Source organism: Luteimonas sp. A277, assembly GCF_054052045.1.
The window spans coordinates 205,369-218,624 of the sequence record NZ_JBSVRG010000003.1 but is presented as its reverse complement, the minus strand read 5'-3'; the positions used below and the strand labels follow the sequence as shown (position 1 = coordinate 218,624).

9 protein-coding genes are annotated in these 13,256 nt (G+C 65.6%); 2 read left to right on the top strand and 7 right to left on the bottom strand.

The features are described 5' to 3' along the window. From ACW7G2_RS04610 to rimK, 3 genes are all read right to left on the bottom strand, one after another. On the bottom strand, positions 1-1,341 hold the full coding sequence (locus ACW7G2_RS04610; RefSeq protein ID WP_456973207.1) for a histidine kinase dimerization/phospho-acceptor domain-containing protein: 1,341 nt from the start codon (positions 1,339-1,341) through the stop codon (positions 1-3). After that, positions 1,328-2,011 (bottom strand): response regulator transcription factor, encoded by a 684-nt coding sequence (locus ACW7G2_RS04605; protein WP_456973205.1) that lies wholly within the window; start codon positions 2,009-2,011, stop codon positions 1,328-1,330. Before ACW7G2_RS04605 ends, ACW7G2_RS04610 begins: the two co-directional genes overlap by 14 nt. Positions 2,012-2,249: 238 nt before the next feature. Then, a complete protein-coding gene (rimK, locus tag ACW7G2_RS04600) occupies positions 2,250-3,158 on the bottom strand; it encodes a 30S ribosomal protein S6--L-glutamate ligase (protein WP_456973203.1) in 909 nt (302 codons plus the stop codon). A 200-nt stretch (positions 3,159-3,358) separates the two neighbouring features. Between rimK and ACW7G2_RS04595 the strand changes: the two genes are divergently transcribed. Beyond that, positions 3,359-5,383, top strand: a complete 2,025-nt coding sequence (locus tag ACW7G2_RS04595; protein ID WP_456973201.1) for a sodium-translocating pyrophosphatase — start codon at positions 3,359-3,361, stop codon at positions 5,381-5,383. 111 nt (positions 5,384-5,494) lie between these two features. On the opposite strand, the gene ACW7G2_RS04590 is transcribed toward ACW7G2_RS04595, so the two are convergent. The 3 genes from ACW7G2_RS04590 to ACW7G2_RS04580 all read right to left on the bottom strand — a co-directional run bounded on the left by ACW7G2_RS04590 (position 5,495) and on the right by ACW7G2_RS04580 (position 9,525). Further along, a complete protein-coding gene (locus ACW7G2_RS04590; protein ID WP_456973199.1) occupies positions 5,495-6,160 on the bottom strand; it encodes a hypothetical protein in 666 nt (221 codons plus the stop codon). A 119-nt stretch (positions 6,161-6,279) separates the two neighbouring features. After that, positions 6,280-7,818, bottom strand: a complete 1,539-nt coding sequence (locus ACW7G2_RS04585; RefSeq protein ID WP_456973197.1) for a M91 family zinc metallopeptidase — start codon at positions 7,816-7,818, stop codon at positions 6,280-6,282. 129 nt (positions 7,819-7,947) lie between these two features. Beyond that, entirely contained in the window at positions 7,948-9,525 is a 1,578-nt protein-coding gene (locus ACW7G2_RS04580) for a M91 family zinc metallopeptidase (RefSeq protein WP_456973195.1), read from the bottom strand. A gap of 216 nt (positions 9,526-9,741) precedes the next feature. Between ACW7G2_RS04580 and ppa the strand changes: the two genes are divergently transcribed. Next, positions 9,742-10,275 carry an inorganic diphosphatase gene (gene ppa / locus ACW7G2_RS04575; RefSeq protein ID WP_456973193.1) on the top strand — a complete coding sequence of 178 codons (534 nt, stop codon included), beginning with the start codon at positions 9,742-9,744 and terminating at the stop codon, positions 10,273-10,275. Positions 10,276-10,359: 84 nt separating this feature from the next. On the opposite strand, the gene ACW7G2_RS04570 is transcribed toward ppa, so the two are convergent. Beyond that, positions 10,360-13,230 carry a TonB-dependent receptor gene (locus ACW7G2_RS04570; protein WP_456973191.1) on the bottom strand — a complete coding sequence of 957 codons (2,871 nt, stop codon included), beginning with the start codon at positions 13,228-13,230 and terminating at the stop codon, positions 10,360-10,362. Positions 13,231-13,256: the final 26 nt, after the last annotated feature.

The following is a 13,256-nucleotide window of genomic DNA, read 5'->3' as shown; positions in this document are numbered from 1 at the left end:
TCATTCCGGATCAGGGGGCGAAAAGAACAGCGTGGCCACCACGCCCTGCCTCTCACCCGGCGCCACCCGCACGTTCCAGCCGTACAGATCGCACAGCCGCCGTACGATCGACAGGCCGATTCCACCGCCCTGCGAATGCTCGGCGTGGGTACCACGGTAGCCGCGCTCGAACAGCTTGGCCGCCTCCTCGCCCCCCAGGCCCGGCCCTGAATCGATCACTTCGGCCGCGCCGGGCAGGATCCGCACAATCACCTCGCCCGCGCTGGTGTACTTGACCGCATTGCCGATCAGGTTGCCCAGCGCGACCGAGACCGCCGACTCCGGCGCATCGACCACGAGCTCGGCCCCGGTTTCCATCCGCAGCTCCAGCGGCTTGTTGCCTACCTGCGCGCGGTGCGCGTCGAGCAGCTGCTCGGCCACCTTGCCCACGTCGGTATTGCCGTGGCCACGTTCGCTGCGTGAGAGCAGCAACAGGGCGCTGATGAGGTCGGTGCATTGCTGCTCTGCGCGCTGGATCCGCAGCAGCCTGGTACGGGTCCGCTCATCAAGCTCCGGGTGCGAGAGCAGCAGCTCGACAGCCCCGCGGATCACCGCCAGCGGCGTGCGCAACTCATGGCTGACGTCGGCGTTGAACTCCCGGTCGCGCTGCACCACCTCGGTGAGCCGGGCGGCGTAGTCGTCCAGGGCACCAGCCAGCTGCCCCACTTCGTCGTCAGGGAAGTGCACCGCGAGCTCTTCGGGCCGGTCACCGCCCGACTGGCGCAACCGGTTGGCAAGCTCGGAGACAGGGCTCATCACCCGGGACGCCGACCACCATCCCAGCAGCACCGACATCAGGGCCACCACCAGCACCACGCCCAGGATGGCGCGCTGGAACTGGGCTTCACCGCGCGTGGCCTGGGTCATGTCATAGGCCAGGAAAAACCACTCGTCCGGGGTCTTGCGCACGGCCAACTTGTAGGCGAACGGCTCGCCATACTCGTCCACGCCGCTGAGGGTGTGGTTGCCATTGGGCAGGTCGTACCAGTCCGGCTCTTCCGCCCTCAGGGCCTCGAACCGCCCGCTCTTGACCACCCGGCCGACCATCTGCTGCACCGGCAGGTCGGGATTCTGGCTGGGATCGGTGTAGTACCGGCGTGCGTACTCGTCGATGTTCTGGTTCATCACGTCCTCCACCAGGTCGTTCTCGACCCGGTTGCGCGCTTCCTGGGCGAGGAAGGCGAACAGCACCGTCAACCCGAAGCCGAGCAGGACGAAGGACACGATGATGCGGCTGCGCAGGCGCCGCCGGTACCGCCTGCGCCTGCGCGCGGGCGTGCTTTCCAGGTCAGCTGCCGCCATCTGGCTGGGCGATCCGGTATCCGATGCCGTGTCTGGTCTGGATCATCGGCGTGGGGAACGGCTTGTCCACCATCGCGCGCAGGCCGTGGATATGCACCCGCAGCGAATCCGAATCCGGCAGTTCCTCACCCCAGACCCGGGTTTCCAGCTCCTGGCGGGTGACCACGGCCGGCGATGCCTCCATCAGCGACTGCAGGATTTTCAGCGCGGTGGGATTGAGCTGCAGCAGCTTGCCTTCGCGGCGCACTTCCAGCGTATCCAGGTTGTACTCCAGGTCGCCCACTTCCAGCACCCGGGTCTGCACCCCGCGGCCGCGGCGCTGCAGCGCGTTGAGCCGCACCTCCACCTCCTGCAGGGCAAAGGGCTTGATCAGGTAGTCATCGGCGCCGGAATCAAACCCGGCCAGCTTGTTGTCCAGGCTGTCGCGTGCAGTGAGCATGAGCACCGGGGTCTGCTTGCGCGCCTCGGTGCGCAGCTTGCGGCAGACCTCCAGCCCGTCCATGCCCGGCAGGTTGAGATCCAGCACGATGGCATCGAAATCGTGCACCACCGCAAGATGCAGCCCGGTCACGCCATCGGCGGCGAAGTCTACGGTGTGGCCACGATCTTCAAGATAATCGCCCAGGTTGGCGGCGATATCCTGATTGTCCTCTATGACGAGTATGCGCATCGGCGGTGATCCATCTCGGTAGTCGACTCCGGATTCTGGCACATCCCCGTGTAAAGCCGCGTGGCCTCAACGCGTGCCCACAAGTTGAGGGAGCAGACACAAAAGACCCGGGCTATGCCCGGGCCAAGAGATCAACCACCCCATTTGCCGCAACCTGATCAAGGAGAGAGATTCATGCGGTGTGATCACACTACGCCCGTAGCGATTAAACGTCTGTTAAGTCGTGCGTAGGGCCCTGTTAAACACGAACGCGCCGCGCTCGCCTGGACCGCTCACCCACCCCGGCGTGGACGTGATCGACGATGGCCCCGGCAATGTCCACCCCGGACACTGCTTCAACGCCCTCCAGCCCGGGCGAGGCATTGACCTCAAGCACCAGCGGGCCACGCCCGGAATGGACCAGGTCCACCCCCGCCACCCCGAGACCCAGCACCCGGGCCGCACGCACCGCCAGCTCCAGCTCATCGGCAGTGGGTTCGGCACGACTGCCGCTGCCGCCACGATGCAGGTTGGCGCGGAAGTCGCCTTCCGGGGCCTCACGCTGCATCGCCGCCACCACCCGGTCGCCCACCACCAGGCACCGCAGGTCGCGGCCCTGGGATTCGGCCACGTACTCCTGCACCAGGAAAGTGGCGTGCAGACCGCGCAGCGCTTCCACCACGCTGCGTGAGGAAGACAGTTTCTCGGTCAGCATCACACCTGACCCCTGGGCGCCTTCGTTGAGCTTGATCACATGCGGCGCCGGACCCAGCATCGACAGCAGGTCGCTGGTGTCGTCGGGGTTGTCGCCAAACACCGTCGCCGGCATGTCGATGCCCTCGGCGGCCAGCAGCTGGTGACAGCGCAGCTTGTCGCGCGCCCGCACGATGGCCGCCGAAGGGTTGGGCGTGTGGCAACCCATCAGCTCAAACTGGTGCAGCACTGCATTGCCATAGCGGGAAATGGACGTGCCGATGCGGGGGATGACCGCGTCATAGCCGGTCAGCGGCTTGCCCTTGTAATGCATGGCAAACCCTTCGCGGGCGATCCGCATATAGCACCGCAATGGATCCAGCACCCGCACGCTGTGACCACGCACGCGCGCGGCCTCGATCAGGCGCCGGGTGGAATACAGCCGGCTGTTGCGGGACAGGATGGCGAGTTTCATCGGCAAGCAGGTGGCTGGCGGCGGGGATTCCTTATATCAGCAGTCCCGGCCCGTGCTCATAAAACCCCGCGCCTTTGGGCCAGGGTGGGCGCCTGCCAACCCCGTGTTTGCGCCATTGGCGCACCCCAGGCCCTGTGCCATAGTCGGCAGGCTGCCAATTATCGGGCGCATTTTCGATGCATCACTCTGGGAGGGGTTTCATGCTCGAGCAATATGGTCTTTGGCTGGCGCTTGGATGCGCCATCATCGCGATTCTCTATGGCGTCATCGCGGCGCAGTGGATCAACCGGCAACCGGCCGGCAACGAACGCATGCAGGAGATCGCCGGGGCGATCCAGGAAGGCGCGCGTGCCTATCTGAACCGGCAATACCTGACAATCTCGATTGTCGGCGCGGTGCTTTTCGTGCTGGTTGGACTGTTCCTGAACTGGCCCACGGCCATCGGCTTCCTGCTGGGTGCAGTGCTGTCCGGCGCGGCCGGCTATATCGGCATGAACGTATCGGTACGCGCCAACGTGCGCACCGCCGAAGCGGCCCGCAACGGCATCAGCGCGGCGATGGAGGTGGCCTTCAAGGGCGGTGCGATCACCGGCATGCTGGTGGTCGGCTTGGGCCTGCTTGGCGTGGCCGGATACTGGGCGGTGCTCAACCTCATGGGCATGCCGACCGAGGACGTGTTGCACGCGCTGCTGGGCCTGGCGTTCGGCTCCTCGCTGATCTCCATCTTCGCCCGCCTGGGCGGCGGCATTTTCACCAAGGGCGCCGACGTGGGCGCGGACCTGGTGGGCAAGGTCGAGGCCGGCATTCCGGAAGACGACCCGCGCAATCCCGCGGTGATCGCCGACAACGTGGGCGACAACGTTGGTGACTGCGCCGGCATGGCCGCCGACCTGTTCGAAACCTACGCGGTTACCGTGATCGCGACCATGCTGCTGGGCTTCCTGATGGTGGCCGAGGTCGGCAGCAACGGCGTGCTGTACCCGCTGGTGCTGGGCGGCGCCTCGATCATCGCTTCGATCATCGGCGCGATGTTCGTCAAGGTGAAGCCGGGCGGCTCGATCATGGGCGCGCTGTACAAGGGCGTGATCGTGTCCGGCGTGCTGGCTGCGGTGGCCTTCTACCCGATCACCACCGAGCTGATGGCCGACAACGTCCACGGCGCCAACAACATCTTCGCCTGCGCCATCATCGGCCTGGTGCTGACCGGGGCGATCGTATGGGTCACCGAGTACTACACCGGCACCCAGTACAAGCCGGTGCAGCACATCGCGGCTGCCTCCACCACCGGCCACGGCACCAACATCATCGCCGGCCTCGGGATCTCGATGAAGGCCACGGCGCTGCCGGTCATCGCGGTGTGTATCGCGATCTGGGCGTGCTTCGAGCTCGGCGGGCTGTACGGCATCGCCATCGCGGCCACCGCGATGCTGTCGATGACCGGCATGATCGTGGCCCTGGACGCCTACGGCCCGATCACCGACAACGCCGGCGGCATCGCCGAGATGGCGGACATGCCGCCGGAGGTGCGCGCGGTCACCGACCCGCTGGACGCGGTCGGCAACACCACCAAGGCCGTCACCAAGGGCTATGCGATCGGCTCAGCCGCGCTGGCGGCGCTGGTGCTGTTCTCCGACTACACCCACAACCTTGAGACGCACCTGGGCGTGGAGACCACGTTCGACCTGTCCAACCACATGGTGATCATCGGCCTGCTGATCGGCGGCCTGATCCCGTATCTGTTCGGGGCGATGGCGATGGAGGCCGTGGGCCGCGCCGCGGGCTCGGTGGTGGAAGAGGTGCGGCGCCAGTTCCGCGAGATCCCCGGAATCATGCAGGGAACCGCCAAGCCGGACTACAGCCGCGCCGTGGACATGCTGACCAAATCGGCGATCAAGGAAATGATCATCCCGTCGCTGCTGCCCGTGGCGGTGCCGATCGTGGTCGGCCTGCTGCTCGGTCCGCAGGCGCTGGGCGGGCTGCTGATCGGCACGATCGTCACCGGCGTGTTCGTGGCGATCTCGATGACCGCCGGCGGCGGGGCGTGGGACAACGCCAAGAAGTACATCGAGGACGGCAACCATGGCGGCAAGGGCAGCGAGGCCCACAAGGCCGCGGTCACCGGCGACACCGTGGGCGATCCCTACAAGGACACCGCCGGCCCGGCGATCAACCCGCTGATCAAGATCATCAACATCGTCGCGCTGCTGATGGTGCCGCTGCTCTGAGCACACCGGCTACAGCCTGACCATACAAAACGGCGGCCCCAGGGCCGCCGTTTCTGTCACACCCGTCCGCGATGGACCCTGCGGCGCAGCGGAAAAACCGGGCAGCGCCGATCAGTCCGCAAATGCGCCGCTGCGGCTATCAAACCACGGCGTGCACAGCAGCTGCTGGCTGCCGGCAAGCGTGAATGATGCCTGCCAGACCTCGATGCCCGCACCCTGTTCCGGGGAGCGGAACAGTTCGTCATCGAACGGGGCGACTCCCAGGCACCAGCGGACCCTGTTCGGCTGGTCGCCCACCAGGGGCGCAAAGCTGAAGTCACCCTCCAGCACGCCACCGGCAGCAAGCCGCGCCGCCAACGGAACCGGCGGCAGCGTGGGGCTGGGATCCGGCAGCGGCAGGGCCTTGTGGCTGAGCGTCAGGCCGCCGTCTTCCTCATGGAACACGGGGTCGCCCACTTCACCAACCGGCAGGCGCCTGGTCAGCACCGCATGGCGGTTGCCACGGTCGAATACCCCCAGATCGGCATTGCCGGTGTTGTGCACCCGGTAACGCACCTGCAGCGGCCCTCCGGCCGCGGTTTCGAACGCAACCTCCAGACGCACGCCGTTCCCTTCAATCGTGGTGGTGGCGCTGGGCATTGCTGCTGTCTCCGTCGCTTCGTCGGCCTGATCGTAACCGGCAGACCGGTCGTGCGCACAAGCAGTGCTGGCTCCTGCTGCAATCGCCAGGGCGAGCACTGTCCGGGCTGCTGCAGCAGTGGAAAAACTGGATGTCATGCGATGTCACCTCGGGATTCGGAACGATCTACCTGAGCATAAAAAAGCGGGCAGTCTGTTGAACAGACTGCCCGCCGCCTCCGTCCCTGGAGAAGCAACCACTGCCTTGCGGCAGGAGGTTACAGCCTGTAACCGGGGCGATCGGGCAGCCCCATTTCCCGACGGATTCCGTTCTCCGTCAGATGGATCGGGTTGTGGGTGGTGGGCGGGGTGGACGGATCGCCGTCGTAATCAAAGGGATCATTCGAGGTTTCCAGGCCCACCGCCTGGCGCTCGGCATTGGAGATGCCGTTATCGGGCCCGCCACCGGTGTAGTTGCCCGGCTGGAACGTGCCGGTCACACCGTTGAATGCGTGCGAGAGCTCGTGGAACAGGACCACGTTGGAAGACGGGAAGGCGTCCATGTGGAATGACGGGTTGTAGCTCACCAGCACGTCGGAGCCGCTGCCGGCCTCGCCGTTGCGGATCTCGGCATTGCGGCGATCCATGGTCTGGGCGAAGCCATTCTGCTCATTGGCCAGTTCGCGGATGGTCACCACGTTGCCCTTTTCGGCCGCGGCATCCAGTTCGGCCAGCATCTGCTGCCCTGCCGGCGAGGCGCGCAGGAAATCAAGCTCTGCCTCCATGCGCTCGCGGAAGGTATCCGAACCCGTCACTTCGATACTGCGGCCCAGCTCCGGATCGATCTCCACGTTGATCACGGTCGGCGCAGCCATGCCCGCGGTGTTGATCAGGTCGCTGGCCTTGGCGTAGACGGTATCCCCCGCCCCGGCCCCGTTCACCGTACTCGTACCCGCGCCAGCGTAAACGGTGTTGGCGTCTCCGCCCGCGAGGTTGATTTCGTCATTGCCGCCGCCGGCGGAAATGATGTTCTGACCGCCACCGCCGTGGATGACGTCATCACCGCGGCCGCCGTCGATGTAGTTGAATCCGCCACCGGCGTGGACCTGGTCGTTGCCGCGTCCGCCATAGACCACGTCGGCGCCGTCGCCGGTGTGGATCACGTCGTCACCGCTGCCGCCGTCGATGTCGTTGCGCCCGCCGATGGTCTGGATGAAGTCATTGCCATCACCGCCGAGGATGCGGTCGTCACCCATGCCGGTCACGATGTGGTCATCGCCGGCACCGGCGTCCACCACCATGTTCACGGTCACGTTGGGCGCGGCCTCGATGACGTCGTTACCGGCGCCGGTGCGGATGGTCAGCTCCTGGCGCTCGGTCAGGCGCACTTCGTACGACTCACCGTTGACGTCGATGTCCAGGGTGCCGTCATCGCGCTGGCTGACCCGCACATGCGCGTCGCCCTGGGTGTTGGTTGTGAAGACCACCTGGTCGCTGGTAATGCTGGTGGAAAAAAGCCCGGCCTGGGTCTGCTCACGGGTCACCGTGGCCTGCTCACCCTGGTGCAGCTGGGCGTTGCGGATGTTCTTGCCGTCGGGGGTCTGCTTGCCGGGCAGGCTGCTGCCCGCGTCGGTGCCGCTGATGGTGACGGCGCCGTCCGTGGCACTGTCATTGGAAGGCTCGGCCGGGGCGCTCATGTCGCTGCGCAGCGGTGCCTCTGCAAACTTTTCGCCGCCGCCCACGGAGGTATCCCAGTACTGCTGCTGGGCCTGCACAAGGGAAGCGGAACTGGCTGTGGGATCAAGATTCAGCGACATGGGACCGTCCTGGTCAGTGTTGTACGGGGGAGGTATTGGGGCTCAACAGCCGGCGCGGGCCAAGCTGGGGCCGACCCTGGGAACGGCTGCACAGTCCGCTCCGGGTCAGATCACGCGATAAAACGCCGGTCAGAAATCGTTGTAGCTCGGGCGCAGGTCCAGCCCCATTTCCTCGCGGATCCCGTTCTCGGTCAGCGGGAACGGGTTGGTGTTGGTGATCCGGCCGTTGCCAAAGTCGAAATCGGGATGGCTCGTGGGCAGACCGACGGCCTGGCGCTCAGGATGGATCAGCCCGAAATCAGGATGGCTCATGCCCTGCTCCCCGCCGTCGTACTCACCCGGCATGAAGGTGCCGGTGACCGCGTTGAAGCCGTGCGCCATCTCGTGATACAGGATCACCGACGGTGCCGGCAGCCCTTCCACGAAGAACGACGGGTTGTAGGCGATGGTCACGTTTGAACCGGGGGCGGCTTCACCATTGCGGATGTAACCGATCTGCATGCTGGCGTAGCCGTTCTGCTCGTTCTGCAGCTCCATGATGGTCACGCTCTTGCCGTTGCCATGGGCCGCATCGAACTCGGCCAGCATCTGCTGTCCGTACGGCGAGTTCTGCATCATGGCAATGTCGGCCTGCACGCGGCTGACGAACTCCTCCGAGCCCTCGATCACCAGACTCTGGCCCAGCGCCGGATCCAGGACCACGTTGACCACGGTATTGCTGGCGCCGTCATCCGCGCTGATGCGATCTGAAATCGCATCCGGTGCGTAGATCACGTCGGCGCCGCCATTGTTGACCACGCTGGTGTCGTTGCCGGCATACACGCGTGAATCACCGGTCCCGGTGTGGATCACGTTGCTGCCCAGGCTGCCGACCAGGATGTTCTGCCCGGCCACGCCATCGATCCTGTCGTCACCGGCACCTGCGTCGATGTAATCGATGCCCTGGCCGCCGCTGATGTTGTCATTGCCATCGCCGCCGTAGAGCACGTTGCGGCCCTCGCCCAGCACGCTGATGCTGTCGTCGCCGGCGCCGCCGTAGACATAGTTGTTGCCGGTGCCGACTTGGATGGTGTCGTCACCCTCGTTGCCGAAGATGCGGTTGTCACCGCTGCCCAGGGCCTCGATGGTGTCGTTGCCCTCGCCGCCCTCGATGACGAAGTTCACCGTCACCCCGGAATCCACCTTGATCACATCATCCCCACCCTGGGCGCGGATGGTGATCTCCTGGCCCCGGGCCAGGCTGGTTTCGAAGGTCTCGCCGTTGACGTCGAAGTTGACCGCGCCATTGGCGCCCTGGGTGACCTGGATGTTGTCGTCACCGTCACCGGCGGTAAACACCAGCTGGTCGCTGATGATGTACCAGACCTGGTTGCCATCCTCGTCCTGCCCTTCGGTCAGCGTCCGTTCGCGGCTGATGGACACTCCGGCGGTCTGGTGCAGCGGATCGCTCAGGATCGGGTTGCCGGTGGTGGTTTCGGTCTGCGTCTGGGCGCCGGAGTTGGTGGCATTGCCATCGATCCGGGTCGCGCCGAACTCCGCGCTGCGACTCTGCGGCTCGCGCACCTGGCCCGCTTCATCGGCACGCGGTGCATTCGCCACTTCCTGGGGGCTGACCCGGGTGAGATGGTCGGTCGACGGATTCCAAACCTCCATCTGGCCGCGCTGGGCTGTATCGATCGGGGTCTGCGACGGGAGTTGGACGGACATTTCGGGTGCCTCCGTGGATACGATGGAGACATAGATACGCCCCCGTATGGACCTGTCCAAGCTGGGGCGTTCCCCAGCTGGGGTTTTCCCGAGGTGGTCGGCGGGGTGCACAATGCCCCGCCAAGCACGGCATGCTGCGTCGCAGCAGAAACCCGTTAAAATAGGGGCCCTTTCCAAACCCCCTGTGCGCTGCCGCGCGCATGTCGGAGACCTTTTATGGCCCCCCTGCACCTGATCCGGACCGGCGACAACCCGCCGGATGAAATCAACGTCGTCATCGAGATCCCCAAGGACTCGGAGCCGGTGAAGTACGAAGTCGACAAGGACAGCGGCGCGATCTTCGTCGACCGCGTGTTGTCCACGCCGATGCGCTATCCCTGCAACTACGGCTATGTGCCCAACACCATCTGCGGCGACGGCGACCCGGCCGACGTGATGGTGATCCTGCCGCTGCCGCTGGTTCCCGCTTCCGTAATCCGCTGCCGTCCGGTGGGCGTGCTGAAGATGTCTGACGAGGCAGGCGCCGATGAGAAGCTGCTGGCCGTGCCGGTACCCGAGGTGTTCGCCGGCTATGCCCACGTCACCGACATCGGGCACGTCTCCCCGCACTGGCTTGAACGTATCGGCCACTTCTTCCAGCACTACAAGGACCTGGAAGAAGAAAAGTGGGTGAAGCTGGAAGGCTGGGGCGACGCCGAGGAAGCCAAGCGCCTGCTGGTTGACGCCATGGAACGCTACAAGGCGGGCTGAGCCGGCCAGTAGCAGGTCCAGATACCGGACAGACAGGAGGCGGACCGCTGGCCCGCCTCCGCGTTGCGGCCCGTACGCGGCAGATCAGAACCGCTGGGTATAGCGCATGTAGGCGAAGCGCCCGATGTCGAACTCGGGGTAATACGGGAACGCCGTGCTGACGTTGTTGCCCGAGAACATGATTGATGCCTCGCGGTCGAGCACGTTGTCCACGCCCAGCGCGATCGTGGCGTTCCACGGCGCCTGGTAGGCCACCTGCACGTCGTGGAAAGTATTCGACCCCAGCCGGTTGCGCGGTGCGGATTCACCATAGGCGTAGCGGTCAGGATCGGAACACGGCCGGGCAGTGACGCAGCCGTCGTGATAGGCCGAGTAGAAGCGTGCAGTCCAGGTGGCATTCCACTCGTCGCTGACCCGCCAGTTGGTACTCAGCACCGAGCGCACCCGGAAGAACCCGGTTTCACCCGCGCCGCCGATCAGGATGTCGTCTCCGGCGGCGTTCTGCCCCAGCACGTCGTAGCTGGACAGGTAGGCGGTCTGCCAGTCGAAGTTGAAGCCGCCAAACGCGGTCTCGGGCGTGCGGTACTTCAAGCCGAAGTCCCAGCCTTCCGTCTCGATCTGACCCAGGTTGGTCAGCCCGAAGAACACGTGGCTGATGTGCCCGTCATCCGGGTCGCGGGTCACCAGTGCGCAGCGGGAGGCATCACCCAGCACGTAGCAGTCCCGCAGGATCCGGTTCACGCTGTCGTCGAAGATCGCATTGCTGATCTTGTACGAATACCAGTCCAGGCTCAGGTCCAGGCCGTCGGCGAACCCCGGGCTCCACACCACCCCTGCCGTCCAACTCTTGGACTCCTCCGGACCAAGCCGGGGGTTGGAGCCGGTGGTGAACTGATCCGGGGTCTGGCACGGCCAAGAAGTGCACGGCTGCAGGCCCTGGCCGAGTTGCACGTAGTTGACGGGCACGCCCGCATTGATGCAGCTGGCGCTGCCTGCGACCGAACCGGCCACTCCCACCGAACAGGGATCGGTATAGAACTCGAAGCTTGATCCGCTGCCGCCAAACAGATTGTCGATCGACGGGGCCCGGAAGCCCTCGGCCCAGGTGGCGCGCACGGCGAGCTCGTCGAGCGGCCGCCACAGGAAGCTGGCCTTGCTGTTGGTGGTGGTGCCGAAGTTGCTGTAGTCGGAATGGCGGCTGGCGAGATTGACCGTCAGCTCCTGGGCGAACGGCACATCGCGCAGCAGCGGGATGTTGAACTCCAAGTAGGCTTCATCCACCTCGTACTCGCCGCGGGTGGTCTGCGCCGCCAGGCCGGTGTGGTTGCCGCTCTGCGCGAATGCATCCGGGACGAACTCGCCCGACTCTTCCCGGCGCTCGACCCCCACGGCGAAGGCCAGGTCACCGCCGGGCAGCGCAAACAGCCCGCCGGTCAGGTTCGCACTGAAGATCTTGGTCTTGGTCTCGCCGCTGTCGGTGTAGAGCGGGAACAGGAACTCCTGGAGGTTCGCGTTGGCCAGCGAACCCTGGCCGGGCACGCCGTACGGCAGCAGGGGGTTCCACGGCACGCAACCATCGATCACCGCGCCCGGTGCACCGCAGCGGGCCACGCCGGCGTCATCAAAGAACGACGGGCCGAGCGCCGGCGCGGTCGCCAGCAGGCTGGCGTCGCCACGGGCGGTCTTGGTCAGGTCGTTCTTGTTGTATGCATACGACACCGTCCAGTCCCACGGCCTGTCGTTGACGTCGAAGTAGCCCTCCAGGCTGCCCACGAAACGCATGGTGTCCAGTTCGCTGCGCGTGGTCCGCGGCACCTCCCAGAGCCTGCGCCGGAAGTCGATGTCGCGGCCGAGTACGTTGAACACGCTGTCGGCCGACAACGGCGTGCCGAACGCACCGGCCTGGTAGGGATAGCCGGCGATCTGCTGGTTGGTGGTGCGCTGGTTGTAGGTGATGTCACCGTTGAAGGTGATACGGTCGGTCAGGTCGTAGTTGATGTTGGTGAAAACGGATTTCCGCTCCAGGCCCGTCTGCAGCAGCATCTGCAGGTTGGAGTTGGCGTACTGGTCCGGGGTGATGGGCACATAGTCAGCGGCGTTGGCCGGGTTGCCGCCCGGGCGCAGCGTGTTCCACACCGGAGTGACGTAGCCGGGATCACCCGGCGACAGGCCGGGCACAGAACAGGGGTTGCAGAACGATCCGTTCTGGCTCACCGGACTCCAACCCGAGCCGGGAAAATCCGGACCGGCGTTGCCGTAGCGGGAAAACCAGCGGCTCCCGGCCAGCACCGGGTCGGACTCCATGACCTCGGCGGCAATGGTCACCCCGCCCCGGTCGTTGCTGGCCCCGAACACGCCGGAGTAGATGGTCTCGCCGCCGTCGCCATCGGTGTACTGGCCGTACTGCACGGACGCCTCGGCACCCTCGAAGCGCTTGCGGGTGATGATGTTGACCACCGCAGCGATCGCATCGGAACCGTAGATCGACGAGGCACCGTCCTTGAGGATGTCGATGCGATCAATCGCCGCCATCGGGATCTGGCTCAGGTCCTGCAGGCCGCCGGTGGTGGACCCCAGCCGCACGCCGTTGACCAGCACCAGGGTACGGGTGGCGCCCAGGTTGCGGATGTCGACGTAATAGCCGCCCACGTTTTCACCCGAGGCCAACGCATCGGCGCGCGAAATGGCCGGCGAGCCCGCCGAGGCGATGTTCTGCAGCAGATCGGCGACCGACACGTGGCCGGTGCGCTCGATTTCCTCGCGGGTGACGGTGACGATCGGCTGCTGGTTCTCGATCTCGACGCCGCGGATGCGCGATCCGGTGACTTCAATGCGATCAAGGGTGGTGGGATCGGCAGGCGGAGTTTCCTGCGCGGCAAGGACCGCCGGAAGCAGGGCCGCTGCGATCGCGCTGGGCAGCACGCCCAGCCGGACCACGTGAGTACGGAACTTCATTGGGGCTCTCTCCGTTAGTGATGCGT